The following is a 26412-nucleotide window of genomic DNA, read 5'->3' on the forward strand; positions in this document are numbered from 1 at the left end:
GATGGTACGACACGCCCATCGACGGCGCGCCACCCCTCCCGGTGGCGCGCCGTTTCTCGTCGCCAAAGCGTGACCACGTGGCGGGTTGCCTTCCGGCGCGACCTTCCTCACCTTCCCGCCGATGTCGTTCCGGGGCCAGATTCAGCGTTTGCGAGACATCGACTGGGATCCGCTGCACTGGCTGCGGCGGACTCTGGCGGTCAATGCCAAGGCGCTGACGCGGCTCTGGGGTCGCGACGTCATGCTCTATGTGGGGGGCGTGTCGTTCTTCGTCCTGCTGGCGGTGTTCCCGGGGCTGGCCATCCTCGTGGGGGTCTATTCCTTCTTCGCCGACGCCGGCCAGGCCGCGGCGCAGGCCGAAATGCTGGCCCACCTGATGCCGCCGGTGGCGCGGGGCCTGTTCGAGAGCGAGCTGACCCGCCTTGCCCACGCGCCCCTGCAGGCGGTCTCCACCCAGAGCGCCCTGGCCCTGGTGATCGGCTCTTACGCGTCTCACCGGGGGTTCAAGGCCCTCCTGGCGGGGCTCTCCTTCATCCATGACGAGGACACGCAGCGCGGCTTCGTGGGCTTTAATGTCATGGCCTTGCTGGTGTTGATCGCGGCCTTCGTGCTGTTGGGTTTCCTTTCGGCGGTGTTCTTCTACCTCCGCTTCATCGCTGCGGCCTTTGATCTCAAGCCGATGGCGGGCGCGCCCTGGCTGTTCAGTGAATGGACCTGGGCCAGCTTCGGCATCACCCTGGCCATGAGCCTGATCTATCGCTTCGCGATGTCCAGCCGCCCGGTGGCCTGGAAAGCCTCCATAACCGGGGGCGTGGCCGCGGCGCTGCTGTGCCTGTTCATGTCCTGGGCCAGCGCCTTCTATGTGGAACAAATCGCCCAGTTGGGCGCCACCTACGGCTCCGTCGCCGGCGTGGTGGTGTTCCTGATCTGGCTGTCCTGGACGGTGAACGCCATCTTCTTCGGCGGCGCTCTGGCCACCGAAATCGAGCAGGCGATGGACGAGCACCGCGCAACCTCCGCCGCCCCTCCGACCGGCGACATGCGGGGCGACAAGCCTAAGCTGGTTTCCGGATCAGGAAGCTGAGGGTCTCGGCCGTCACGGTCAGGTCCAGCAATTCGAACCCGCCCCCCGCCGCGAAGTGCGGGACGTCGATGCGGGCCAAAGGATCGTCGGCGTAAAGCCGCACCAGGGCGCCGGAAGGCGCGTCCTCCAAGGCCCTGCGCAGGCGCAGGGTCGGCACCGGACACCGATGCCCGCGTGCGTCGACGATGATCTCGCTGCCCATGCGAGAGCCATAGACGACCTGACCCAGGGACCCAAGCTTGACCTTCAGGCGTTGGGTCCACCAGCACGGAGGCAAGAGCCTGGATGTCCCAAAGCTTCACCACCAACATACCCGCGCGCCTGGATCGCCTGCCCTGGAGCCGCTTCCACTGGCTCGTCGTCTTCGCGCTTGGCGTCACCTGGATTCTGGACGGGTTGGAGGTCACGCTGGTTGGCTCCCTGTCGCCCGCCATCGCCAGCCCGACGGGGCTTGGTTTCACTGCCAGCCAGGTCGGTCTGACGGGCAGCGCCTATATCCTGGGCGCCGTGCTGGGGGCCCTGATATTTGGCCGGCTGACTGATACCTTCGGGCGGCGCAAGCTCTTCACCATCACGGTCGGGGTCTATCTGGTGGCCACCATCGCCACCGGCTTTTCCTGGGATTTCTGGTCCTTCATGATCTTCCGTTTCCTCACCGGCATGGGGATCGGCGGCGAGTACGGAGCGGTCAATTCCGCTATCCAGGAGCTGATCCCGGCGCGCCGGCGCGGCTTCACCGACCTGGTCATCAACGGAAGCTTCTGGATTGGCGCGGCCCTGGGCGCCGTCGGCTCCATCATCGTTCTCGACCCCAACCTCGTGCCCCAGGAATGGGGCTGGCGGGCGGCCTTTGTCATCGGCGGGCTGCTGGCCCTGATCATCATCTGGGTCCGCCGCTACATTCCCGAGAGCCCCCGCTGGCTCATGACCCACGGCCGACAGCAGGAGGCCGAGGCCATCATCGAGGAGATCGAGACCCGGGTGGTCCGCGACACCGGCAGGCCCCTGCCGCCGGTCCCGGACACGCCCCACCTGAGGCTGCTGAGTCACCACCGCACCTCCTGGCTCGATATCGCCCGGATGCTGTTCCATCGCTATCCGAAGCGGACGGTGCTGGGCGTGGTTCTGATGGCGACCCAGGCCTTCTGCTACAACGCCATCTTCTTCACCTACGCCCTGATCCTGACCCGCTTCTACGGGATCGCACCGGCCTCCATCGGCTGGTTCATGCTGCCCTTCGCGGCGGGCAACTTCATGGGGCCGCTGCTGCTGGGCCACCTGTTCGACACCCTGGGCCGCAAGGTGATGATCACCGCCACCTATGGCTTGGCCGGCGTGCTGATGTGCATCACGGGCTGGATGTTCGCAGAGGGGATGTTGTCAGCTGTCGCCCAGACCGCGGCCTGGACCGTGATCTTCTTCTTCGCCTCTGCGGGCGCCAGCGCGGCCTACCTCACCGTGGGTGAGAGCTTCCCGCTGGAGGTGCGCGCCGTGACCATTTCGCTGTTCTACGCCTTCGGCACCTTGCTTGGCGGGGTCGGCGGTCCGGCCCTGTTCGGGGCCCTGATCGACACCGGCGAGCGTCACCAGATCCTCTGGGGCTATCTGCTGGGGGGCGGTCTGATGATCTTCGCGGCGTGCGTCGAACTCGCCATCGGGATCAACGCCGAGCGCAAGTCGCTGGAGGAGGTCGCGCCGCCACTCTCCCTGGCGCCGGACGAGCCTTAACCACACCGGTGGCGACGATGCCCATAGCCGGCGTTCCGCGTCCGCCGCCGTCTCCCGGGTTGAGACGCTTAGCGACTGTCCGCGCCCGATAAACTGGCGCCGGAGGTCCTTGGATGCCGCTCAGGTTGTGGTTACCGCCGTGGTGTCTGCGGCCTTGGCCTGAAACCGGGCCTTTTCGCCAGCGCACCCCCGTCGATGTTGGCGAGCTAGGCGCCCCCTGTTCGGCGCGTTTCCAGAGTGGACCCAAGGCGATGCTCGCGATCGACAGGCGCGTTTCCACCCGTGATGGCTCTAGGGCCCACTATGGCCGACGCCGCCGGGGGTGAGACAACAAAGGAGGTCTTCAAGACGTCCCAAAGGTTGAATCTGGGCGCGAATGTAAACTCTAGCGCAAGGACTCACCCTCTATCTTCCCACTTTCCGTGGGGGCGGCAATCGGGGCGATGAACTCACTTTCGCGCAGGTTTCTGATCAGTGTCGGGCTGATGTCGTTGGTGGTCACCATCCTGGGATCCATCGGCGCCTTCGTCGTGTTCCAGCAGGAACTGACCAACCGCCAGATCAGCTACCTGTCGGACTATGTGCGGGAACGCAGTTCCAACATCGACCGGCGCTTCACCAACCTCACCAACCTGCACAAGGCCGCCGGCGTCGAACTCGAGCGTCGGATGGATCATCTGTCTGACGCCGACGTAGACCGGCTGACCGAAGCCTATTTCCCCGCCAAGGGCGACGGCACCCGCCGCACCCGCGACGCGCTGTTCGACGGTCATCTTACCGTCTCGGGGCGTTGGATATACGGCATGGGCGGCTTCATCTCCGATGCGGACCAAGCGTCGCTGGCCGAGCGCCGCGCCCTGACCGCCGCCTTCTCCGTCGTCTCCGACTTCGGCCAGGCCGCCCGCAGTGAGTACGACAATTTCTACTTCTTCACCCCGGCCCACGCCCGGCTGGTTATGTTCGGCCCTGATCGTCCCGACCGCCTGATGTTCTACCGCAGGGAGGCGCCCGCCAGCCTCGATGTCTCCAAGGAGGAGATGGCCCAGATCACCCTGCCGAAGAATAACCCGGCCCGGGAGACCCGCTGCACCAACCTGCAGCGGCTGATCCAGGACAACAAGGGCGATCGCCTGGCCACTGGCTGCATGACCCCGGCCTATGTGAACGGCCGATATGTGGGATCCTTTGGTTCATCCATCGAACTGACCGGGTTCTTCCTGAACGCCATCAAGAACACGCTTCCGGGCGCCTCCAACCTGATCGTCACGGGGAAGGGCGAACTGATCGCCTATCCCGGTTTCGCCACGCCGGGCCGTGCTTCGGAGGACACCCTGGCCGACTACGAGCGCACGCTCAGCCTCAAGACCCTGGTGAAGGCGATCCGCCAGGACGGTCAGATGCACGGGGTGATCACCAGTCCTGATGGCCGCCAGGTCGTGGCCTATGGCCGCCTCAATGGTCCGGACTGGTATCTGCTGCTCAGCTATCCGAAGTCGGCCATCGCGCTTTCGGCCGCCGAGTCCGCGTCCTGGGTCCTGGCGCTGGGCGCCATCGCGGCCCTGATCCAGACCCTGCTGGTGGTGGCGTTGGCGCGGCGCACCATCGTCTGGCCGCTGCGCCAGCTGGCCGGGACCTGCGAGCCGGAAACCTTCGGTGTCCGTGACCGACGCGCGGAGACCAGCAATGTCGAGGGCCGTACCGACGAGATCGGCGTCCTGGCCAAGGCGCTGCGCGGCGAACGCGAGAAGGTCGAGGAGGTTCTGGCGAATCTGGAGGACCGCGTCCGGGACCGGACCGCTGAGCTGGAACGCGCCAATGCCGAGAAGTCGCGCTTCCTGGCCAATATGAGCCACGAACTGCGCACGCCCCTCAACGGCGTCATCGCCATTTCCGAGACCCTGGCCGCCCAGCAGAAGACCCAGAAGAGCCGCGAACTGGCCGAACTGATCGTGTCCTCCGGGCGTCTGCTGGAGCAGGTGCTCACCGACATTCTCGACTTCTCGAAAATCGAGGCCGGCGAGATCCAGCTTTCCCACGAGACCTTCGACATGCAGGCCATCGTGCGCCGCATCGCCGACCTGCACCGCGCCTCGGCCGAGTCGAAGGGACTGGAACTGGGCTGGACCGTCTCTGAGGCCGCGCGCGGCGCCTTTATCGGCGATCAGGTCCGCCTGACCCAGGTGCTGTCCAATCTGCTCTCCAACGCCGTGAAGTTCACCCACGCCGGGTCTGTGCGCCTGGCCGTGACGGAGGAGGGCGGGCAAGTGCGCTTCGCCGTCACCGACACCGGGATCGGCTTTGACGACGCCGTGAAGGCGCGGCTGTTCGGGCGTTTCCAGCAGGCCGACGGCTCCATCACCCGCCGGTTCGGCGGCACCGGCCTTGGCCTGGCCATCAGCCGCTCGCTCGTCGAGCTCATGGGCGGGGCCATCAATGTCGAGTCGACGCCTGGCGTCGGCTCGGTCTTCACCTTCCTCCTGCCTCTGGAGATCGCCCAGGCGGTTGCGCCCACCGAGACTGTGGAGGACCAGGCGGGCTTTGACCTTTCCGGCTGCCGCATCCTGCTGGCCGAGGATCACCCCACCAACCAGAAGGTGGTTCAGCTGATCCTGCAGTCGGTGAACGTCGAGCCGGAGATCGTAGAGAACGGCCAACTGGCCATCGATCGCCTCAAGCTTGAACGTTTCGATGTGGTCCTCATGGACATGCAGATGCCGGAACTGGACGGCCTGTCGGCCACCCGGCTCCTGCGGGCGTTCGAGGCCGAACAGGGTCTGGCCCGCACGCCGGTGATCATGCTGACCGCCAACGCCATGGACGATCACATCCGTGCCGGCCGCGAGGCGGGCGCCGACGAGCACCTCTCCAAGCCCATCCGCGCTCAGTCGCTGATCGAAACCATTGTCCACGCCATCCTGGCCGCGGAACAGGCGCAGGGCGACCGCGAGGTGGCCTGAGGGGCGTGATCACGCCCGTAAGGCGCGAATCTCGACCCAGTTTTCGCCAGGTTCACGTTCTAGCGTGCTCATGATCTAGTCGGGCCCGGACACGGGAGGCGACGCCATGGCTCGTATCAACCGCCGCGCGGTCGTCGCCGGGGTCGGGGCCAGCGCCCTGGCGGGCGCCGCCGCCGCAGCCCTGCCGCCGATCGCACCCAGCCGCACCAAGGTCGTCTTCATCAGTGACGTGCACATCGGCGATAACTCGCCCACCGTCTGGTACCAGAAGGACTTCCACGAGCCCTTCCTCACAGCCCTGCTGGACCATGTGATCGGAGAAGCCGATCAGGTGCGCGAGTTGATCATCCTGGGCGACTTCATCGACGACTGGACCTATCCGCCACGCCGCCGACCGCCGACCCTGCGGGAGATCGCCGCCGCCAATCCGGTGATCTTCGGGCCGCGGGGCAAGCTCGCCCAGGCGCTTTCGGCCCTGAAAGGGCGGGTGACCTGGATCCCCGGCAACCACGATATGGGGGTCACCCAGCGCGACGTCGACTTCCTGGTCAGCCGCGAGGGGTATCGGATCCAGGTGCGCGACGAGGAGGCCTATTTCCCGCTCGCCCCCGACCGCCGCCTGGCCTGTTCTCACGGCCACCGCTGGACCATGTTCAATGCGCCCGACCTCTCGACCCCGCTGGCGCCCCTACCGCTGGGCCACTTCGTCACCCGCTCGGTGGCCTACATGCTGGACCGTGACCTGCCGCCGGGGCGCAGCGTCGCCGACCTGCCCGACCAGGGCGCGCCCAACGGGATCGAGCTCACCAAGCTGGCCGGCTCCATCAACGCCTCGCTGATCGAGTCGGCGGTGAACTATGCGGTCAAGGTCACTGGCATCAGCGAGGCCGAGCCGATCCTGCTGCCCGACGGCCGCACCACCAACCTGGGCGAGGTGAAGCTGAATTATCAGGGTCTGTGGGCGCGCTGGGCCACCGCCGTGGGGGGCGATCTCTCCGCCGCCAAGGCCGCCGCCGCCGACGTCAACGGCCGCTACCTCGCCTGGTTCGCGCAGCGTCTGGCCCTGCAGAACGGCGCCGAGCTGGTGGTGTTTGGCCATACCCACGCGCCGAAGTCGGGGCTGAAGGACGGCTTCATCAACTATGTGAACACCGGCTTCGACTGCCCCAGCCGCGCCGACATCGGAACCAAGCACCCCACCTTCATCGAGGTGGACACCACCACCCTGACGCCGCGCCTGCGCCAGGTGACCGCCCGACCCGATGGGACCTATGGCATCGATGACCACTCGGCGCCCGCCGACACTCTGGTCTATGCGCCGAACTTCGACTTCTCGACCTATGTGACGGTGGACAACAGCCAAGGGACCTCCGACCTGGTTCGCCGGGCCAGCGCCGAGGTTCACGGCCGCTATGTGGTCGGCCCGCCCGCGGTGATCCCGAAGGGCCACGTCTCCCGCTTCTGGATCCAGGACAACGCCGGCGCGCGCGGATCGGAGGGCGTGGTGACCTACGACCGGGTCGGCGGCCCGCCCGTCGACCTGCACTTCGGCTGTCCCACCGGGACGGTGGCCAACTTCGTCCGTGGCGCAGCCTTCCACGCGCGGGTCGGCGGCAAGGACTGGGCCGCGCCCAATGTCGCGCCGAAGCTGGGGCATCCGCTGTTCGTGCGGTTCAGGGTCTGAGGCGGGTGGGTCAGGTCACCCGCACCCCGGCCCCGAACACCGGCAGGCCCAGCCGCGCCGCCACCCGTTGCGACGACAGGTTCGTCGTCTGGGTGGAGTAGAACAGCGGCCGATCCGCCAGTCCCGCCAACCCCGACCAGGCCGCCGTCACCGCCGCCGCCAAACCCCGGCCTCGGTAGCCCGGAAACGTATAGACGCCGGTCTCCGCGGCCCTGGATCCTATCCGGGCGGCGAAGGCCATGGCGGCGATGTCGTCGCCCTCCAGCGCCACCACCCACGGGTCCCAGAAGTCCCCGGGGCCGAGGAATCCGGCGTCGAGCAGATGCTGTGGCATACCGGTCTCCGCCAGGTGCGCCAGCCACGCCACCCCCTCGGCGGTGTCGCCGCGGACCATCCGCACGGCGGGATCGTGGGGCAGGGCGTGGGGCAGCCGGTAGATCAGCGAGCGGCTGACGCTCTCCACTGGCGCTTCGCGGCCGAGCCGCGCCAGGATGTCCTCCAGGCAGGCCGGGTCAGTCTGCGGATCGAACCAGGGACGTTCGCGCGCCACCAGCGCGGCGATGGCCCGGGCGGTGTCGTCGCCGACGTCGTGACGGAGCACGACGCGGTTGCCCTCCCGGCATCCCGCCAGGAACAGCCGTGGCCCCGGCGGCTGGCCCGGCTCGTTCTCGAAGGCGATGGCGCCGTCTTCGGAAAGCCCGAAGATGGTCGCGATGTCGGCCGCCAGCGCCTCCACGCCTACCTCCGCGCCGCCAGGATGTCGTCCAGCCGGGCCGGGGTTCCGGCGATCCGTTCGAAACGCGGGTAACGCAGGCCGTCGTGGTAGTCGATCTTGACGGTGCGATAGCGCTCGCCCGCCTTCACCAGCAGCTCGATGGGGGCCTTGCCGCCCTTGGCCGCCGTCACGGCGTCCTTCAGCCGGTCGGCATCGTAGGCCAGGCCATCGACCGCGATAAGCTTGACGCCGTCGGCCAGCCCCGCCTTGAAGGCCGGTCCCTCCCACTGCACCGACGTCAGGTCCCCGTCCTTGTTCAGGACCAGGCCCAGGGAATAGGTCAGGTCGGTGATCTTGCGCCGCGCTTCGTCGCTCTTGGCGTAGTCGGTGGGGGTGTCGGTGTAGATCAGCCGGTAGCCGCCGCGCGTCACCCCCTCCAGTGGCGCGCCGGGGCCGTGGCCGTCCAGCCGGCTGCGCAGGAAGCTCGCCCAGTCGTAGGGCTGCACAGCGTTCAGCGTGGCCACCACCTCATCGAAGTCATAGGTCAGCTGGCCCCAGTCGCCGTCATTGACCCCGAAGAAGGCCTTGGCGAAGTCGTCCAGCGACTTTTTCCCCTTCGACTGCTCGCGGATCAGGGTGTCGGCGTCGAGCCAGATCAGCTGGCCCTCGGAATAGTAGTCCTCGTTGCGCTGCCAGCTGGTCCAGGCCTGGGGCCGGCGGGCGGTGATGATCGGGTCGTTGGTGGTGTCCTGCATGGCCCGCCAGGACCGGCCCACCCGGTTGTCATAGGCCGCCGCGGTCAGGGCCATGGCGTCCAGGGTCTGCTGCTTGGTGACCAGGCCCGCGCGCGCGCCCAGCACGAAGCCCCAGTACTGGTCCTGGCCCTCATAGACCCAGAGCAGGCTGGTCCGCATCGGGGTGTTGAAATTGGCGGTCCACAGATCGGCCGGTCGGCGGTACTTGCCGTTCCAGCTATGGCTGTACTCGTGGGGCAGCAGGTTGCGGGTCGACGGCAGCTTGTCCCAGTCGAGGAAGTAGCGCGGCGCCGTGCCGTTCTCGCTGGAACGCTGATGCTCGACCCCGATCCCGCCCATCCGGTCGCTGAGCGCGAACAGGAAGTCGTAGTGGTCGAAGTGGCGCGCGCCGAACAGCTTGTCGGCCTGGCTCACCATCGCCCGGTGCGCGGCCAGTTGCGCCGGCTTGACCTCCAGCAGCGATGGATCGTCGGCCACGATGTTCAGGCTGACCCGCGATCGGCCGCCGGGGTCCAGGTCGAGCTTCTTGAAATAACGTCCCGCGAACATTGGAGAATCCGCCAACGTCTCGAAGCTGACGGGTTTGAACTTGGTGACGTCTCCGGTGGCGACGGTGTCCAGGGCGGTGGCGAACTGCCAACCCTGGGGCAGGCGGATACTGGGCTCGATCTGGATCTGCCGGGTGAAGTGTCCAGCCGGATAGAGCGCCAGGGCGAACCACTGGACGTTCATCATCTCCTGGGTCACCACCACGCGGCCCTGGTCCGGGTCGGTGGGCGAGACGTACTGGAATTCCAGGTCCAGCGCGGTGACGCCGGTGGGCACGTCCACGTGGAAGGCCGAGATGTCGACGGTGTCGCGGGTCCACTCCACGGGCTTGCCGCCGGCGGTGATGGTCAGGCCCGCCAGCTTGTCGATCGGCCCGCGCGGCGCGTGGTTGCCCGGGATCCAGCTCGGATACAGCAGGGTCAGCGGCCCGGCCTTGGCCACCGGGATCGTCTCCCGGACCCGGAATATCCGGCGATCGAGGTCGGTGGCGTCCACCGCCAGCTTCAGGACCCCAGCATAGGGCGTGTCGGCGGGCGCGGCGATGGCCGGCGGCAGGGCCAGCGGCTGCGGTGCGCCGGTCTGGGCGAAAGCCGCGCCGGCGCAGAGCGTCAGGACGGAGGCGACGAGGAGCGCGCGTTGCAAGGGCAGGGGCCTTCTGAATCGGAACAGGTTTCCCCTATCCTGCGGCCGCGACGCCGGGACGCAACCCAGGCTGCGCGAAAAGCGTAGCCCTTTGCCGCGGATAAGTCCTCGCCGGTGACCGGCCTCAAATCTTTTCGGACGCCGCGATCCGTTTCCTGCCGCCGCTTCGTCCCTGGTGCGACCGCAACAAAAGGAGAGTCGCAATGGCCAAGCTCGTCGCCATCTACAAGAAGCCCGCTGACGTCGAAGCGTTCGAGAAGCACTATTTCGGGACGCACATACCGCTGGCCAAGAAGATGCCCGGTGTCCGGAAATACGAGGTCAGCGCCGGACCCGTTTCGGTGTTGGCCGGGCCGAGCGATGTCCACCTTATCGGCGCCGTGTACTTCGATGATCTAGAGGCGATGCAAAAGGCCTTCGCCAGTCCGGAGGGCCGGGCGGTCGCGGCGGACCGCCAACTCTACGCGCCTGACGAGACGGGCGTCCAAATCTTCGTTTTCGACACGCGGGAAGTCTGACCCGATCCGCGGCGGCCGTTGGCGCCCGCCGCAAAATCAAGCGAGAAGGATCGACGATGTCGACACCCAAAGTAGCTCTCGTCCTCGTCCACGGCGGTTGGCACAACAAGTCGGCCTGGGACAAGGTCACGCCGAGACTTGAGGCCCAAGGCCATACGGTCCTGGCCGTCGACCTTCCCGGCGCCGGGGCCAATACGATCGCGCCGAAGTCGCTCGGCGCCCGCCCGTTCGACCTCGCCGCCTTCGCCGCCGAGCCGTCGCCGGTCGCCGGCCTTACACAGGCCGAACGGACGCAGGCGGTTGTCGCTCTGGTGAAGGAAGCGGCGTCGCTGAGCGACGGCAAGGTCATCCTGGTGGGGCACTCGGCCGGCGGGATGACGATCTCGGCGGTCGCCGAGCAGGTTCCCGAAAGCCTCGCCGCGGTCGTCTATCTCGCGGGCTTCATGGTCCACAACGGCGTGTCGCTGCTGTCGATGATCCCGCACGAGACCATGTCCTCAGCCCTGTCGCCCGGACTATTCGTGGGGGATACGATCGCGATCGGCGCCACGCGGATCAACACCGGGCCCGCCGACGAGACGTACAGGTCGCTGCTGAAAGCCTCGTTCTATGCCGACTTGACCGAGGCCGACTTCGCCCAGGCGGCGTCGCAGTTGCACAGCGACGAACCCAACGGCGGCGCCCTGGCCCCCTCCGAAATCACGCCGGAGAGGTTCGGCTCCGTGCCACGCCACTACATCCGCACCACGCAGGATCGCGCGGTGCCGTTGGCCGGTCAGGACCACATGATCGCCGCGGTTGACGCCACGATCGGCGGCGCGACGATCACCCACACCCTGGACAGCAGCCATTCGCCCTTCCTGTCGCAACCGGCGGCCTTGTCGGCGATCCTTCTCGACATCGCCGACAAGGCCCTGGCGACGGAGCGCGGGGCTGGGGCAGGTTCCGAGGCATGAGCAGCGACGAATTCGAGGATCGGCTGGCCGCGCTCAGGCCGCGTCTGCATCGCTACTGCGCGCGGATGACAGGTTCGACGGTCGATGGCGAAGATGTGCTGCAGGACACCCTGGTCAAGGCCTTGAGCGCGCGCGCCGAGGGCACCAAGGTGGACCATCTTGAGGGCTGGCTGTTCCGTATCGCCCACAATACGAGCCTCGACCTGCTGCGCAGCAGGTCCCGGAACACGGTCGTGCCGCTCACCGAAGACATCGAGACCGGGCCGATGCCCGAAGCCGATATCGTCGCCGTCAGCTTCCAGACGTTCCTGCAATTGCCTGAGCTTCAGCGCTGCGCGGTGATTCTCAAGGATGTGCTCGGCCATTCGATCGATGAGGTCGCGTCCATCGCCGAGTGTACGCCGGCGGCCGCCAAGTCCGCGCTTCAACGCGGCCGTGTGGCGCTGCGGCGCCTGGCGCAAACCACCCCGGACACCCGGCTGCCGCTGATGCCCGATGCGGCGCGGCGGAAGATGGCCGCCTTTGTCGATCTGTTCCGGATGGGCGACTTCGATGCGATCCGCGCCATGCTCGCCGACGACGTGAAGCTTGAGCTGGTGAACAGGCTCAAATGGGAAGGGCGCGACAGGATCGTCCCCTATTTCACGCGCTATGCCGAAGAGACCAAATGGCGGTTCGCCTTCGGGGCGGTCGAGGGCCGTCCGGCCATGCTGGTCTTCGGCGCCGACGCGATGGAGGCGCCTGCCTATTTCGTGCTGGTGGAATGGCGGAGCGACCAGATCGCCGCGATCCGTGATTTCCTGTTCGCGCCCTATGCCCTGGACGCAGCGGACTGGGTGCGGTTGGGACCGGCCTAAACGATCAGCCGGTCTTGGCCGAACTCAGATAGGCGCCGTAGCCCAGGGCCTCCAGCGCCTTGCGCAGCCCATCCTGGTCGAGGCCGCCGGCGCCGCTCTTGGCGGCCGAGCCCTGGTCCTGCAGGCGATAGACCGTCCAGTCCGGACCCTGCGGCGGACAGGCGCCGGGCGCCAGCAGCATGTGGCGCCAGCCCACCAGGGCGGGCTCCCGGCCCGGCGCGATGTCGAAGTCGCTGTCGTGAAAGGCCAGGTCCATCCCGGCCGCGCGCGCGTCGGCCACCCGTTCGCTCAGCCAGATGTCGAAGGCGTCAAGAATGTCCCGGGCCGACAAGGCCCCGGCGTTCGCGATTTTGCTGATCTGTTCCAAGGCGATACGACCACTTCTGTTCGCCCACAGATTGCCGGCCTCCCGTGAACGGCTGGCCAAAAAGCGCGATGAATATGGGTTAAGCACGCTCGCCTCACCGCGACGCCTGCCTGACGTGGGGTCATGCTTCCGCGCGGCGCCGCCAGGGTCCAAGCTCCCGCAAAAGGGGAGAGACGCGATGAAGGATTTCACCGGCAAGATCGCCGTGATCACCGGCGGCGGCACAGGTATGGGTCGCGAGCTCGCCCGCCAGCTGGTGGCCCAGGGCTGTCACGTGGCCATGTGCGACGTCTCGGCCACGAACATGGCCCAGACCATCACCCTGTGTCAGGGCGACCGGATCCCCCAGGGCGTGCGCATCACCGCCCATGTCGCCGACGTCTCCGACGAGGCCGCCCTGCAGCGCTTCCGTGACGAGATCAAGCACCAGCACCAGACCGATCACATTCACCTGCTGTTCAACAACGCCGGCATCGCCGGCGGCGGCAGCATGGTCGCCGACACCCGCGCGGCCTGGGAGCGGACCTTCAATGTCTGCTGGGGCGGGGTCTATCTGGGGGTCCGCACCTTCCTCGACATGCTGATCGCCGCCGATGAGGCGCACATCGTCAACACCTCCAGCGTCAACGGCTTCTGGGCCACCATCGGTCCCAACACCTCCCATACCTCCTATGCGGCGGCCAAGTTCGCGGTGAAGGGCTTCACCGAGGCCCTGGTCACCGACCTGCGGATCACCGCCCCCCATGTGAAGGCCAGCGTGGTCATGCCCGGCCACATCGGCACCGCCATCGTCGCCAACTCCCGCAAGGTGCAGGGCGACACCCAGTCCGACGACCTTGGGCCCGAGGAACTGGCTGCGGCGCGGTCGCGCATGATGGCCGCCGGCATGGATGTTTCTCAGGTCCCCGACGCCGCCATCCAGGCCATGGTCGCCGAGGGCGCTCGCCGCTTCCTGGAAGACGCCCCCATGACCGCCGCGGCCGCCGCCACGGTGATCCTGGACGGGGTGAAGGCCGAGACCTGGCGCATCCTGGTGGGCGACGACGCCCACATGCTCGACGAATGGGTCCGTAAGGACCCCGAGCGCGCCTATGAGCCCGCGTTCTACGAGGAATTCGTCAAGGCGGTCGGCTGGAAACTGGGGGGCTAAGCCGCCCGCAGGTCGCCCAGGTAGAAGTTCAGCTGCCGGTCGGCCCGCCGCGCCACCTTGCCCGGCAGTTGCGCCACCTGGCCCAGGGGCAGGGCGGCCCAGCCGCTCTCCAGGCCGTCCATGGAACGCCACAGCGCCCCGCTGACGCTGTCGCCCCACACCGCGTGCCGATAGACCGGCCGCTGGATGTCGCCGAACTCGCGCTTGTAACGATAGTCGCCTTTGCCCAGGTCGATGGCGGTGACGCCCTCGTCGGCCAGGTTACGGGCCATGGCCTGCAGCAGGATCAGCCCCGGCGAACAGGCGCCGTGGGCCTCGTCATAGACCGGGAACCAGTAGTGCAGCACGCCGGCGCCCTGGATGCCGAAATGGGCCGCGGCCAGGTCGCCGTCGATCCGCAGGGTGGAGAGCCGCCCGCGAAGCTCCGGCGTCGCCACACCGAACAGCTCATGCAGCAGGGCGCGCGTCCAGCCGACGGAAAACACGTCGAACTGGCCGGTGGCCAGACACTGCCGGCGCTTGTTGGCGATCAACCAGTCCAGGGCCTCCGGGGACCGGTCGTCCAGATCGAAGGTCACCTTGTGGTTTCGGGCCAGCTTGCGGCCCCGGCCGGCCAGTCGGCTGAAGGCTCCGGCCTCCCGCGCCTGGCCCCGCGCCTCATAGGCCGAGTAGCCCCCGCTCAGGTCCATGAGGTGCGAGAACTCCACCGTGCCGGGCGCGCCTCGCGTCGGGCTGTGGCCGTTCTCCAGCCGCAGCACGCTGGCGCCCAGCCGCGTGACCATGGCCTTCAGATCGGTGGCGTCGGGATCGGCGGCAAGGACCCCGTGCCAGTCCGACATCGGCCCCGCTAGCGGCGAGATCGAGCCCAGATAACCCGGATGGAACGGCAGGATGGCCTGCGCCGCCCCGGCGCTATCCCGCTGCACCGCGAACGCCAGGTCGCCCCGCACCCGGTCGACCGCCTGGGCGAAACCGGGACTGAGGAAGGGACTGGCCAGGGCCGGACTGCCCGCCTGCCACGCGCGCCACGACGCCAGGTCCTGCGCGCTGAGATCGGTCCAGTTTGAAACACTGATGGTTGTCATAGGCCCCTCCGACCCCCTGCCATGCAAACCCCCTGCCGCACCCAGATTCTCCCCCAGGCGCATCGCGCCGATGTGGGGGAGGTGACGCGGACCGCAGGTCCGGGTCGGAGGGGGATCGACGTCGTCGACAGGTTCCACCCTCAAACAAGGACCAAAGCCCCCCTCAGCCGGCTTCGCCGCCAGCTCCCCCAGAGGGGGCGCATCGACGGGGCAGGGCGCCTACTTCGCCACCACCCCCACATCATCATCTGGATAGGTCACCACCTCGTCCCCCGGCCGCCGCGACCCCACCGCCAGGTAGGTCGCAGGCCCCGCCGAGCGGTTCACCAGATGGTGCCCATTGGCCACCTCGGTCGGGAAGCCCGCCGACGATCCCGCCGTCAGCACCCGCTCGCCATTGTCGTCGATCAGCACCAGTTCGCCGCTCAGCACGTGGACGAACTCGTCCTCCGCCGCGTGCCAGTGGCGCAGGGCCGAATAGGCTCCGGGCGCCAGCGTCACCAGGTTCACCCCGAACTGGGTGATCCCCAGCGGCTTGGCCAGCCGTCCCTCCGACTGGCCCGCGAACCACTCGGGCTTGATGGCGCCCGGCCACGCCCGGTCGGCCCAATCGATCATCGCCACCTGCGACAGGTGCAGAACCTGGGTTTCCATGTCAGAGACCTCCGAGCCCGACGCCAGCATAGCTGAGATTCCATGAGCCGCCTCTGGAGCGACCTGACCCACACGCTGTCGCCCTACATCCCGGGCGAGCAGCCGCGCATTCCGGGCCTGATCAAGCTCAACACCAATGAGAGCCCGCTCGGCCCCTCGCCGAAAGCCCTGGCCGCCATCGCCGCCGAGGCGTCGGACTCCCTGCGCCTCTATCCCGACCCCGAGGCCACGGAGCTGCGCCAGGTCCTCGCCGCCTATCACGGCCTCGACGCGTCCTGCGTCTTCGTCGGCAACGGCTCCGACGAGGTCCTGGCCCACGCCTTCGCCGCCCTGCTGAAGCACGACGCGCCCCTGCTGTTCCCCGACATCACCTACAGCTTCTATCCGGTCTACAGTCGCCTGTTCGGCATCGAGGCCCAGACCATCCCCCTCGACGAAGCCTTCAGGGTCCGCGTCGCCGACTATCGCCGCAGGGCCGGCGCCATCATCCTGCCCAACCCCAACGCCCCCACCGGCGTCGCCCTGCCGCTCTCTGACATTGAGACCCTGCTGGCCGACCACCCCGACATCCCCGTGGTGATCGACGAGGCCTATGTGGACTTCGGGGCCGACACCGCCATTCCCCTGATCGCCGCCCACGACAACCTGCTGGTGGTCCGCACCTTCTCCAAGAGCCGGGCGCTGGCCGGCCTGCGCGTCGGCTACGCGCTGGGCCACCCCGACCTCATCGCGGCCCTGACGCGGGTAAAGGACAGCTTCAACTCCTACCCCCTCGGCCGCCCCGCCCAGGCCGGCGCCATCGCCTCGGTGCAGGACGAGGGGTACTTTCGCGAGACCCTGGCCGCCATCACCGCGACCCGAACCCGCATGGTCGAAGGCCTCACCGCGCTGGGCTTCGAGACCCTTCCATCCAGCGCCAACTTCGTCTTCACCCGCCACCCGCAGCACAGCGGCGCGGCGCTCGCGGCGGCGCTGCGCGAACGCGCCATCCTGGTGCGGCGCTGGGGCGCGCCGAGAATCGGGGAGCATCTGCGGATCACGGTGGGCGCGGAGGCGCAGACCAACACCCTTCTGGCGGTGCTGCCAGAGATCATCCAGGGGTTGTGACCCCCGCAGAACCATCCCATGCTCTGGCTCAAACTCGGGGGATTGGGGCTTGAAGAAATACCTGCGCAGTCTCGCAACCCTACTGATAGCCGCAACGCTCACCGCCTGTGGCGGCAAGATGGACGAAATCTATCCGGAAGCCGTCTCTGCCCGCCTTTTCGCCCGCAGTTACGAGCGGGACCACGACGAGATTTCCGAGGTGCGCGCCCTCACGCCCGATCAGATCAAACGCCTTCGCGGGGATATCCACGCGGAATCGGAGGCGCTGATCACCGCCGCATGCTTCGTCCCGCACCATTTCTTCCGCATGTACGATGCGAAGGGGAAGATGGTCGGTGAGATCGCGGTTTGCTTCTGCTGCAGCGGAGTCCGCGCGAACCCCAAGCTCTCGACGCCATTGGGCATGGAGGTGGCGGCGGACTACAACGACCTCGCCGCGCTCGTGCGGGAGCTCGGCTCCACGCCAAGAATCGACTGCGAATCCGACGAGGCGGTCGGGCTCTGAACCTAACCCCGCGCCTCATCCAACCCCGCCCACATCGGCCCGCAGTCCAGCATCGTCCCGGCCTCCATCGCCTGGTCGATCGCCATCACCGTCAGCCCCGCCTCCATGGCGTCATAGGGCGTCACCGGGAACGCCGTCCCCAGTTCCAGCGTCGCCAACAGGTCCCGCGCCATCGCCTGGTCCGCCCCGTTGTGGCTGTCGGCGGTGACCCCGCCGTAGTCGATGCGCTCTGGCTTCTGCCGGTTCAACGTCGGGCGGATCATCAGCTTGTTGCGCACTAAATCGGCGATCAGGGTGGCGTCGGTTCCGGCCACGTACCATCGCCGCTCGGGCAGGCTGACGTGGCTGTTGGCGTGGAAGGACAGCCGCACGCCGTTGGCGTATTCCACCATGGCGGTCTGGTGGTCGGTGACGTCCATGTCGCTCTCGAAGGCGTCGTTGGCGCCCATCCAGCCGGGGTTGGTGGCGACATAGGCTGGCGACCCGTCGTCATAGGTCCGGGCCGCGCCCGCCCGCTCCGAGGTGAACACGCGCCGCCCGCCGAAGCTCGCCACCTTGGAGGGCCGGGCGCCGGCGATCCGCCCGAAGATATCGAAGTCGTGGCACACCTTGTCCAGCAGGTAGCTCCCACCCCACTCGACCTTGCGCCGCCAGTTGCGGGCCAGATAGGCGCCGTGCTCCACCGGCAGGTGCTCGGTGGCGTCGATGGAGATGATCTCCCCCAGCGCGCCGGAATCCACGCGGCTGATCACCTCGCGCACGATGGGCATGGAGCGCATCACCAGGCCGATGAACAGCGGCGGCCGGCCGGGCTCGGCCAGGGCGCGGGCGAGCGCATAGGTCTCCTCCACCGTGCGCACGATCGGCTTCTCGGCGAAGATCGGATAGCCGGCCGCCATGGCCAGGCCCAGGTGGCGCATGTGTAGGTGGTTGGGCGTGCCGATCATCACCAGGTCATAGGGCCCGTCGTGCAGCAGGGCGCCGGGGGAGGTGTATTGCGTCCCCAGCGGGATCCCGGCCTGGCTAAGGATCGGCGCCCCCACCGGCCCCGGATCCACATAGGCCGCCACCTCCAGGCTCCAGCCGACCTCCTTCATGGCGGCCAGAACATGGGCGATGCGCTGGCCCAGGCCGATGACGCCGATGCGATAGGTCTTCATGGCCCTGGTCCCTCTTTCCCGCTTGGCGCACCCGGCGGAATGCCGACACTATGGGGGAAATCGAAAAACCAAAAAACGTCGGGACGAAACAATGCACTACGCGGAACTCAAGCAGGCCTGGTCGGAGCTGACCGCCGAGGGCCAGCCCTTCGAGATCGAGAACATCGAGGTCCGCGGGAACACCATCCGCAACTTCAAGCACGCCCCGCCCAATATCCGCGCCGTCTGGCTGTCGACCGCCGCCTTCGCCGACCGTGACTACCTGGTCTACGAGAACGAGCGCCTGACCTATGGCGAGGCCCACACACGGGTGAACGCCATCGCCGCCTGGCTCTGGGCCGAGGGCGTGCGCCCCGGCGACCGGGTGGCCATCGCCATGCGCAACTATCCCGAATGGATGCTGCTCTACTGGGCCTGCGTCTGCATCGGGGTCGCCGCCGTCGGCATGAACGCCTGGTGGGTGGCCGACGAGATGGACTACGCCCTGAAGGATTCGACCCCCAAGGTGATGTTCTGCGACGCCGAGCGCCTGGCCCGCGTCCAGGAGCGCCCGGCCATGGCCGACGGCGTCCGGCTGGTGGCTGTGCGCATGGAGAACCCGCCGGAAGGCGTCCTGCCGTTCAGCGAGGTCACCCGTCGCGGCGGCGACATGCCCGACGTCCAGATCGACCCCGACGCCGACGCCTGCATCTTCTACACCTCGGGCACCACGGGCTTTCCCAAGGGGGCCCAGCTCACCCATCGCGGCTGCGTCGCCAACCTGATGAACATGGGCTTCTCCGGCCAGGTCCAGGGCCTGGCCACCCTGCGCGCCAACGGGATCGATCCGGCCAGCGCGCCGGTCCCGGGCGTGCCCGCGGGCCTGATCGTCACCCCGCTGTTCCACGTCACCGCTAACAACTGCGCCGCCTATGCGCTGACGGCGGCCGGCGGCAAGATGGTGCTGATGTACAAGTGGGATGCGGGCGAGGCGCTGCGGTTGATCGCGGCCGAGAAGGTCACCGCCATGAGCGGCGTCCCCACCATGGCGCGTGAGGTGATCAGTCATCCCGACTTCGCTGCGACCGACACCTCCAGCCTGCTCAGCCTCGGCGGCGGCGGCGCCCAGCTGCAGCCCGACCTGGTGGCCAAGATCGACGCCGCTGTCACCACCGCGCGGCCCAACACCGGCTACGGCATGACCGAGACCTGCGGCATCATCACCTCGGTCAGCGCCGACTTCTTCGTCGACAAGCCCGACAGCTGCGGCCCGGCCATGCCCACATTCGAGGCCCGCTGCGTGGACGACGACGGCCAGACCGTGCCCCCCGGCCAGGTGGGCGAGCTCTGGGTCAAGGGCGCGCCGGTGATCAAGGGCTACCTCAACCGCCCCGACGCCACCGCCGAGAGCATCACCAACGGCTGGCTGCACACCGGCGACGTGGCCCGCATCGACGAGGACGGCTTCATCTTCATCGTCGACCGCAAGAAGGACATGGTCCTGCGCGGCGGCGAGAACGTCTATTGCGCCGAGGTCGAGGCCACCGCCTACCGCCACCCGGCCGTGGCCGAAGCTTGCGTCTTCGGCGTCCCCGACGACCGGCTGGGGGAGGAGGTCGGCGCCGCCATCCTCCTGCGTCCCGGCCACAGCCTGACCGGCGACGAACTGCGCGCTCACTGCGCGGCCCTGGCCGCCAAGCACAAGGCTCCCCGCTATGTCTGGTTCCTCAACGAATCCATCCCGCGCAACGCCTCGGGCAAGTTCCTGAAGCGGGCCCTGCGCGAAAGCCTGAAGGTGGAGGATGCGGGCTGACCTCGCGTCTCCTCTCGATCAAACCAGAGGACTTCCGATGAAACACACCCTCGCCACCCTGGCCGTCATCGTCGGCCTGACCGCGACGGCCGCCGCCGCCCAGGTCCCCGCCAACATCGCCGCGGCCCTGGCCGATCCGGCGCGCCCGGCCGCTGAGACCGCCGCCGACGCCGCCCGCAAGCCAGGTGATCTCCTGGCCTTCACCGGGGTGAAGCCCGGCGACAAGGTGGTCGATCTGGTGATGGGCGGCGGCTACTTCACCCGCATCCTGTCGGTGGCCGTCGGGCCCACGGGTCAGGTCTACGCCTATCAGCCCGGTGAGTTCATCGCCTTCGCCGCCAACTACGGCAAGGCGGTCAAGGAGGTCCCGGCGGCCTACAAGAACGTCACCCCGCTCAGCATGAACTTCGGCGCCCTCGACCTGCCCGACGGCCTGGACCTGGTGCTGACGGTCCAGAACTACCACGACCTGCACTTGGGGCCGTTCCCCGCCGACACCGCCGCCAAGGTCAATGCCGAGGTGTTCAAGTCCCTGAAGTCCGGCGGCGTCTACCTGATCGTCGACCACGAGGCCAAGGCGGGCACTGGGATCGCCGACGCCGACACCCTGCACCGCATCGACATCGCCGCGGTGAAGGCCGAGGTCGAGGCCGCCGGCTTCAAGCTGGAGAGCGAGAGCCAGCTTCTGGACATCCCCGCCGACCCCCGCACCGCCAACGTCTTCGACCCCGCCATCCGCGGCAAGACCGACCAGTTCATCCTGAAGTTCGTGAAGCCGTAGTAGATCCTCCCCCAGGCGCGTAGCGCCGATGTGGGGGAGGTGGATCGAGGCGCAGCCTCGAGACGAAGGGGGACCAACCTAGTTGGCTCCCGCCGCCCATAGGCAAGAGTCAAAGTCCCCCTCAGGCGCGACGCGCCAGCTCCCCCAGAAGGGGAGCATCTGAGGCTCAAGCTGCGCCTCCCTTCGCGACCCCGCGCCCGTGGACCATCCGGTAGAGCGCCGGCAGCACCAGCAGGGTGAGGATCGTCGAGGAGATGATCCCGCCGATCACCACGCTGGCCAGCGGCCGCTGCACCTCGGCTCCGGCCCCGACATTGAAGGCCATCGGCACGAACCCCAGGCTGGCCACCAGGGCCGTCATCAGCACCGGCCGCAGGCGGGTGAGCGCGCCCTGGGAGATGGCTTCGTCCAGTGGACGCCCCTGCGCAATCAGGTTGCGGATGAAGCTGACCATCACCACCCCGTTCAGCACCGCCACCCCAGAGAGCGCGATGAACCCCACCGCCGCCGAGATCGACAGCGGCAGCCCCCGCAGCAGCAACGCCGCCACCCCGCCGGTCAGGGCCAGGGGCACGCCGGAGAACACGATCGCCGCATCGCGGGCTGACCGGAACAGGGCGTAGAGCAGGCCGAAGATCAGCAGCAGCACGGCGGGCGCCACGATCTGCAGCCGCCTGGCGGCCGAGATCAGCTGCTCGAAGGTCCCGCCATAGGTCACCCAATAGCCGCTGGGGATCTCCACCTCCGCGCCCACCCTGCGCCGCAGGTCCTCGACGAAGGAGCCCAGGTCGCGGCCGCGCACATTGGCGGTGACCACCACGCGGCGCTTGCCGCTCTCGCGACTGATCTGGTTGGGCCCGATCAGGACCTCGACCTTGGCCACGTCGGCCAGCGGCACGAACCCCCGAGGGCCATCCCCGGACGCCGCCAGCGGAATCCGCAGCCGCCCGACCGCGTCGACATTGCTGCGCAGGGCCTCGGGGAGGCGCACGACGATGTCGAACCGCCGGTCGCCCTCGAAGATCTGCCCCGCGACGGCGCCCCCCAACGATATGCCCACCACCCGCTGCACGTCCTGAACATTCAAGCCCAGCCGGGCCAGCGCCGCGCGGTCCGGGGTGATCTGCAGCATGGGCAGTCCGGTCGTCTGTTCCAGGCTGACGTCCTGCGCGCCCTCGGTGGCCTCCAGGACCGTCTTCACCTGCTCACCCACCGCGTTGAGTTGATCCAGGTCGTCGCCGAACACCTTGACCGCCACATCGGCCCGCACCCCCGACAGCAGTTCGTTGAACCGCATCTGGATCGGTTGGGTGAACTCGTAGTTGCTGCCGGGAATCTCGGCCACCGCCGCCTCCAGTTCGGCCACCAGCCGGGCGCGCGGCTTGCGCGGATCGGGCCAGTCCTTGCGGTCCTTCAGCAGGATGAAGGTGTCGGCCACAGAGGGCGGCATCGGGTCTGTGGCCACCTCGGCCGTCCCCAGCTTGGCCACCACCCGCTCGACTTCCGGCAGCCGCTTGATGCGCGCCTCCAGGGCGGTCTGCATGCCGATCGCCTGGGTCAGGCTGGTGCCGGGGATGCGCAGGGCATGCATGGCGATATCGCCCTCGTCCAGGTTGGGGATGAACTCCGACCCCATGCGGCTCGCGGCGAACCCGGCCAGCAGCACCAGGACCACGGCTGCGCCCACCATGGCCGTGCGCGTCCGCAGGGCGAAGGCCAGGGCCGGCGCATAGACCCGGCGCGCGCCGCGCATCACCGGGCTTTCGCGCTCCTCGACCTTGCCGGTGACGAACAGGGCCACGGCGGCCGGGACGAAGGTCAGCGACAGCACCATCGCGGCGGTCAGGGCCATGACCACGGTGATCGCCATCGGGTGGAACATCTTCCCCTCCACCCCGGTCAGGGCGAAGATCGGCACATAGACTAGCGTGATGATCAGCACCCCGAACAGCGACGGGCCGATCACCTCGTCGGTGGCGCTGGCCGCCAGGCCAAAGCGCTCGTCATGGGTCAGCACCCGCCCCAGCCGCTGTTGCGCCTGGCCGAACCGCCGCAGGCAGTTCTCGACGATGATCACCGCCCCGTCGACGATCAGGCCGAAATCCAGCGCCCCCAGGCTCATCAGGTTTCCGGAGACCCGGCCCTGGACCATGCCGGTGATGGTCAGCAGCATGGAGAACGGGATGATCGCCGCGGTGATGACGGCGGCGCGGATGTTCCCCAGCAGCAGGAACAGCACCACCACCACCAGTAGCGCGCCCTCCACCAGGTTGGTGGCGACGGTCTTGATCGTGCGGTCCACCAGGTCGGTGCGGTCATAGACCGGCACGGCGACGACCCCGGACGGCAGGGCCTTGGCGGCTTCCTCCAGCCGGGCGGCGGCGGCGCGGGCGACGGTGCGGCTGTTTTCCCCCACCAGCATCATGACGGTGCCCAGCACCACCTCGCGGCCGTTCTCGGTGGCCGCCCCGGTGCGCAGTTCCTCGCCCATCCCCACATCGGCGACATCGGCGACGCGGATTGGCACGCCGTTGCGATGACTGACGATGACCCCCTTCAGGTCCTCGATTCCCGCGGCCTGGCCCGGAACCCGGACCAGGTACTGCTCCCCGAACCGCTCGACATAGCCCGCCCCCAGATTGGCGTTGTTGGTCTCCAGGGCGGAGATCACCTCGGTCAGGGTCAGGCCATAGGCCGACAGCCGCTCGGGCAGGGGGGCCACGTGATATTGCCGCTCGAATCCGCCGATGGTGTTGACCTCGGTGACTCCCGGCGTGGTGCGCATCTGCGGCCGGATCACCCAGTCCTGCAGGGTGCGCAGATCTTCGGGGCTATAGGCCTGGCCATCGGGCCTGCGCGCGCCCGGCTTGGCCTCCACCGTGTACATGAAGATCTCGCCCAGGCCGGTCGAGATCGGTCCCATCTCCGGGGCGATGCCGGCGGGAATCTGGTCGCGCACCCCCTGCAGCCGCTCGTTGATCAGCTGGCGGGCGAAGTAGATGTCCGTCCCATCCTCGAACACCGCCGTCACCTGGCTCAGGCCGTAGCGGGAGATGGAGCGGGTGTGGACCAGACCCGGCACGCCGGCGATGGCGGTCTCCACCGGGAAGGTGATGCGCTGTTCGGACTCCAGCGGCGAGAAGCCGGGCGCCTGGCTGTTGATCTGCACCTGGACATTGGTGATGTCCGGCGTCGCATCGATGGGCAATCGCTGGAAGCTCCAGACACCCACGGCGGCGGAGATGATCACCAGGGCCAGCACCGCCCAACGAAAGCGGATCGAAAGAGTGATGATCCGTGTCAGCAGGCTGTCACGCGGCGCGGCCAGGTCAGTGGTCATGACTGGCGCCCGCCTTCTCGATGTCGGCGCGGATCAGGAAGGCCCCGTCGACGACATATTCGGTTCCGGGCTCCAGCCCGCCCAGCACCTCCGTCCATTCCGGCGTGCGGCGGCCCAGGTCCAGCATCCGTACCTCATAGGTCGTCCCCACCCTGGCGAAGACCACGGTGAAGTCGCGGAAGCGCTGCAGCGCCTTGGTGCGCACCGCCAGCGGCGCCTGCTGGGCGCCGACGGCGAAGGACCCCTCGACCCCCATGCCGGGCCGGAAGCTCTGGGCCGCGCCGGGGGGCAGGTGGGCATGGGCCATCAGGGTCTGGCTGGCCAGGTCGGCGGTGGGCAGGATGGCCTCCACCTTGGCGGTCAGCCGTGCATCCCCTGACAACGAGCGGACCTCCACCGGCAGGCCAACTCGAATGCGTTCGGCGTCGCGGGGGAAGACAAAGAACTCCGCGTGAAGTTGGGTCGGATCGGCGATGACGAACAGGGGTTGGTCCCCCGCCACCCCGCCGACATTGGCGTTCTTCTCGATGATCACTCCGTTGATCGGCGCGGGGATCGTATAGGCCTGCAGGCTGTGGCTGGATTCCACCCGGGCCATGGGCTGACCCTTGCGCACCGACTGGCCCAGCTCGCCCCGCATCATCAGGATGCGGCCGGGATACCAGGCCCGGACCTCGGCCTTGCCCTCGGGCGTGATCTCCACCCGGCCCGAAAGGTCGATGAACTCACCGATCAGCGCGGGTCCGGCCAGCTCGGTGCGGACGCCGCCGGCCTGGGCGGCCTGGGCCGAGATGGTGGTGCGTCCCTCATACGAGGCATAGGCCCAGCTGTGGGTCGCGCCCTTTTCCACCGCGCGGACCTTCACGTCGAAGGAATGGGGCTCGGCCACCACGCCGCCGCCCCGCAGGTAGTCCTCAGCCGGCGTGAAGGCGAAGCGGTCAACCTTTCCGCCCAGCCGAGCGAGCTCGACACGCAGCTGCACCGTCTTCGGGTCGACGGGCTTGTCCTTGCGATAGGCGTAGACCCGGAACTCCGGCTCCACCCCGTCCTCGAAGATGGTGATCTCCAGCGCGAAGTCGCCCTCGCGAAGCATGCGACCCCTATGGGGGCCGCGTTCGTACTCGCCGGAGGGAGTCGCGTGCGCGTCCCTCTCGGCATGGGCGTCAGGCTTCTGCCCGCAGGCGGCCAGCAGGCCAAGGCTGAGGACAAGCGCGGCCAGGCCGCGGGTCAGGGGGAAGGACATCAGCGGGTCTCCACATTGGAGAGGAGGGCGGCATGGCGACCGGTCAGCCGGTCGAGGCGCACGCCGTCGAGATGGAAGCGTTTCAGCAGGTCGATGCGCTGGGACTTGGCCTCGATGACCGCCCTCTGGGCGTCGGCCACCTCCAGGTAGGTGAAGGCGCCGCCGCCCCGGTTGAAGCCGTCGCGGACCAGGGTCACGGCCCGCGCCGCGCTGGGGGCGACCTCGGCGTCGTTGCGGCTCACCTGGGCCAGGATCGCCGCGCGCCGTGCGCTCAGCCGGACGACCTCCCGCTCCCGGTCGATCCTGGCGGCGGCCATGTCGGCGGCGGCCGCCGTCCGCTCAGCCTGGGCGCGCTCAATGCCGCCCCGGTTGGTGTCGTTTCGGCCCAGGGGGATCGACGCTCCGATGATGACCGCCACATCATTGCTCTCACCGAAATGGCGAAGGCCGGCCCGCCATCTCGGGTCCTGCACGGCGCGGGCGCGCTCGACCCCGATCCGGGCCTGGCTCAGGTCGCGCTCCGTCGCCAGCAAGCGAAGATCGGGCGTGTCGGCGACGGGGAGGGCGGGCCCCAACGGCGTCGGCTCCAGCGAGGCGGGATCCAGGTCAAAGGCCGGGCTGCCGCCCCAATAGGACGCCAGATCCGCCCGCGTCTGCTGCGCGGCGGCCAGGGCCTGGTCGCGGTCAATCCCGGCCTGGGCGGAGGCCGTGCGGGCGCGCTCGCCGGAAAACAGCGGATCGCGCGCCGCGCGCACCCGGCGGCCCACCTCGCCCTCCAGGCGC

22 protein-coding genes are annotated in these 26412 nt (G+C 68.3%); 12 read left to right on the top strand and 10 right to left on the bottom strand.

The window, feature by feature from the left end:
* Positions 1 to 85 precede the first annotated feature (85 nt).
* Positions 86 to 1084 carry a YihY/virulence factor BrkB family protein gene (locus tag AAC997_RS08625; protein ID WP_340645284.1) on the top strand — a complete coding sequence of 333 codons (999 nt, stop codon included), beginning with the start codon at positions 86 to 88 and terminating at the stop codon, positions 1082 to 1084.
* Here AAC997_RS08625 and AAC997_RS08630 read toward each other — a convergent pair.
* Complete coding sequence (locus AAC997_RS08630; RefSeq protein WP_340645307.1) at positions 1056 to 1286, bottom strand: sulfurtransferase TusA family protein; 231 nt, start codon at positions 1284 to 1286, stop codon at positions 1056 to 1058. The two genes, AAC997_RS08625 and AAC997_RS08630, sit on opposite strands and share 29 nt — an antisense overlap.
* Positions 1287 to 1369: 83 nt before the next feature.
* Between AAC997_RS08630 and AAC997_RS08635 the strand changes: the two genes are divergently transcribed.
* From AAC997_RS08635 to AAC997_RS08645, 3 genes are all read left to right on the top strand, one after another.
* Positions 1370 to 2812 carry an MFS transporter gene (locus AAC997_RS08635; RefSeq protein WP_340645285.1) on the top strand — a complete coding sequence of 481 codons (1443 nt, stop codon included), beginning with the start codon at positions 1370 to 1372 and terminating at the stop codon, positions 2810 to 2812.
* A gap of 443 nt (positions 2813 to 3255) precedes the next feature.
* The gene (locus AAC997_RS08640; RefSeq protein WP_340645286.1) at positions 3256 to 5769 is read left to right on the top strand and encodes an ATP-binding protein; all 2514 of its coding nucleotides are present in this window, start codon (positions 3256 to 3258) and stop codon (positions 5767 to 5769) included.
* 106 nt (positions 5770 to 5875) lie between these two features.
* Positions 5876 to 7453 (top strand): metallophosphoesterase, encoded by a 1578-nt coding sequence (locus AAC997_RS08645; protein WP_340645287.1) that lies wholly within the window; start codon positions 5876 to 5878, stop codon positions 7451 to 7453.
* Between the two features lie 10 nt (positions 7454 to 7463).
* Here the strand turns inward: AAC997_RS08645 and AAC997_RS08650 are convergent, their stop codons facing one another.
* Both AAC997_RS08650 and AAC997_RS08655 read right to left on the bottom strand, forming a co-directional pair.
* The gene (locus tag AAC997_RS08650; protein ID WP_340645288.1) at positions 7464 to 8189 is read right to left on the bottom strand and encodes a GNAT family N-acetyltransferase; all 726 of its coding nucleotides are present in this window, start codon (positions 8187 to 8189) and stop codon (positions 7464 to 7466) included.
* Positions 8190 to 8191: 2 nt separating this feature from the next.
* A complete protein-coding gene (locus tag AAC997_RS08655) occupies positions 8192 to 10114 on the bottom strand; it encodes a peptidase M61 (protein WP_340645289.1) in 1923 nt (640 codons plus the stop codon).
* A 203-nt stretch (positions 10115 to 10317) separates the two neighbouring features.
* Here AAC997_RS08655 and AAC997_RS08660 point away from each other — a divergent pair, with 203 nt between their 5' ends.
* The 3 genes from AAC997_RS08660 to AAC997_RS08670 are packed head-to-tail and all read left to right on the top strand — an operon-like array spanning position 10318 to position 12445.
* Positions 10318 to 10632 carry an EthD family reductase gene (locus AAC997_RS08660; RefSeq protein ID WP_340645290.1) on the top strand — a complete coding sequence of 105 codons (315 nt, stop codon included), beginning with the start codon at positions 10318 to 10320 and terminating at the stop codon, positions 10630 to 10632.
* A gap of 56 nt (positions 10633 to 10688) precedes the next feature.
* Positions 10689 to 11588, top strand: coding sequence for an alpha/beta fold hydrolase (locus AAC997_RS08665; RefSeq protein ID WP_340645291.1), 900 nt, complete (start codon positions 10689 to 10691; stop codon positions 11586 to 11588).
* Positions 11585 to 12445: a sigma-70 family RNA polymerase sigma factor gene (locus AAC997_RS08670; RefSeq protein ID WP_340645292.1), complete on the top strand. Its 861-nt coding sequence runs from the start codon at positions 11585 to 11587 to the stop codon at positions 12443 to 12445. Before AAC997_RS08665 ends, AAC997_RS08670 begins: the two co-directional genes overlap by 4 nt.
* 4 nt (positions 12446 to 12449) lie before the next feature.
* Here AAC997_RS08670 and AAC997_RS08675 read toward each other — a convergent pair whose 3' ends face one another.
* On the bottom strand, positions 12450 to 12812 hold the full coding sequence (locus AAC997_RS08675) for a hypothetical protein (RefSeq protein WP_340645293.1): 363 nt from the start codon (positions 12810 to 12812) through the stop codon (positions 12450 to 12452).
* Between the two features lie 178 nt (positions 12813 to 12990).
* Between AAC997_RS08675 and AAC997_RS08680 the strand changes: the two genes are divergently transcribed.
* Entirely contained in the window at positions 12991 to 13962 is a 972-nt protein-coding gene (locus tag AAC997_RS08680; protein ID WP_340645294.1) for an SDR family NAD(P)-dependent oxidoreductase, read from the top strand.
* Here the strand turns inward: AAC997_RS08680 and AAC997_RS08685 are convergent.
* Together AAC997_RS08685 and AAC997_RS08690 are read right to left on the bottom strand one after the other, a co-directional pair.
* Positions 13959 to 15047, bottom strand: a complete 1089-nt coding sequence (locus AAC997_RS08685) for a GNAT family N-acetyltransferase (protein WP_340645295.1) — start codon at positions 15045 to 15047, stop codon at positions 13959 to 13961. The two genes, AAC997_RS08680 and AAC997_RS08685, sit on opposite strands and share 4 nt — an antisense overlap.
* Positions 15048 to 15266: 219 nt before the next feature.
* Positions 15267 to 15701 (bottom strand): cupin domain-containing protein, encoded by a 435-nt coding sequence (locus tag AAC997_RS08690; RefSeq protein WP_340645296.1) that lies wholly within the window; start codon positions 15699 to 15701, stop codon positions 15267 to 15269.
* 42 nt (positions 15702 to 15743) lie between these two features.
* On the opposite strand from AAC997_RS08690, the gene hisC reads away from it, so the two are divergent.
* Together hisC and AAC997_RS08700 are read left to right on the top strand one after the other, a co-directional pair.
* Complete coding sequence (gene hisC / locus AAC997_RS08695; protein WP_340645297.1) at positions 15744 to 16808, top strand: histidinol-phosphate transaminase; 1065 nt, start codon at positions 15744 to 15746, stop codon at positions 16806 to 16808.
* A gap of 49 nt (positions 16809 to 16857) precedes the next feature.
* Positions 16858 to 17313 carry a hypothetical protein gene (locus AAC997_RS08700; protein WP_340645298.1) on the top strand — a complete coding sequence of 152 codons (456 nt, stop codon included), beginning with the start codon at positions 16858 to 16860 and terminating at the stop codon, positions 17311 to 17313.
* 2 nt (positions 17314 to 17315) lie between these two features.
* On the opposite strand, the gene AAC997_RS08705 is transcribed toward AAC997_RS08700, so the two are convergent.
* Entirely contained in the window at positions 17316 to 18473 is a 1158-nt protein-coding gene (locus AAC997_RS08705; RefSeq protein WP_340645299.1) for a Gfo/Idh/MocA family oxidoreductase, read from the bottom strand.
* Between the two features lie 91 nt (positions 18474 to 18564).
* Here AAC997_RS08705 and AAC997_RS08710 point away from each other — a divergent pair, with 91 nt between their 5' ends.
* Both AAC997_RS08710 and AAC997_RS08715 read left to right on the top strand, forming a co-directional pair.
* The gene (locus AAC997_RS08710; protein WP_340645300.1) at positions 18565 to 20265 is read left to right on the top strand and encodes a class I adenylate-forming enzyme family protein; all 1701 of its coding nucleotides are present in this window, start codon (positions 18565 to 18567) and stop codon (positions 20263 to 20265) included.
* Between the two features lie 37 nt (positions 20266 to 20302).
* On the top strand, positions 20303 to 21046 hold the full coding sequence (locus AAC997_RS08715; protein WP_340645301.1) for a methyltransferase: 744 nt from the start codon (positions 20303 to 20305) through the stop codon (positions 21044 to 21046).
* A gap of 166 nt (positions 21047 to 21212) precedes the next feature.
* Here AAC997_RS08715 and AAC997_RS08720 read toward each other — a convergent pair whose 3' ends face one another.
* From AAC997_RS08720 to AAC997_RS08730, 3 genes are all read right to left on the bottom strand, one after another.
* Positions 21213 to 24353, bottom strand: a complete 3141-nt coding sequence (locus AAC997_RS08720) for a CusA/CzcA family heavy metal efflux RND transporter (RefSeq protein ID WP_340645308.1) — start codon at positions 24351 to 24353, stop codon at positions 21213 to 21215.
* Positions 24354 to 24375: 22 nt separating this feature from the next.
* The gene (locus AAC997_RS08725; RefSeq protein ID WP_340645302.1) at positions 24376 to 25629 is read right to left on the bottom strand and encodes an efflux RND transporter periplasmic adaptor subunit; all 1254 of its coding nucleotides are present in this window, start codon (positions 25627 to 25629) and stop codon (positions 24376 to 24378) included.
* The coding region (locus AAC997_RS08730) for a TolC family protein (RefSeq protein WP_340645303.1) at positions 25629 to 26412 on the bottom strand (784 nt) is incomplete at its 5' end. The genes AAC997_RS08725 and AAC997_RS08730, both read right to left, overlap by 1 nt.

This window comes from Phenylobacterium sp. (genome assembly GCF_037968635.1).
In the GTDB taxonomy this organism is placed as follows: Bacteria; Pseudomonadota; Alphaproteobacteria; order Caulobacterales; family Caulobacteraceae; genus Phenylobacterium.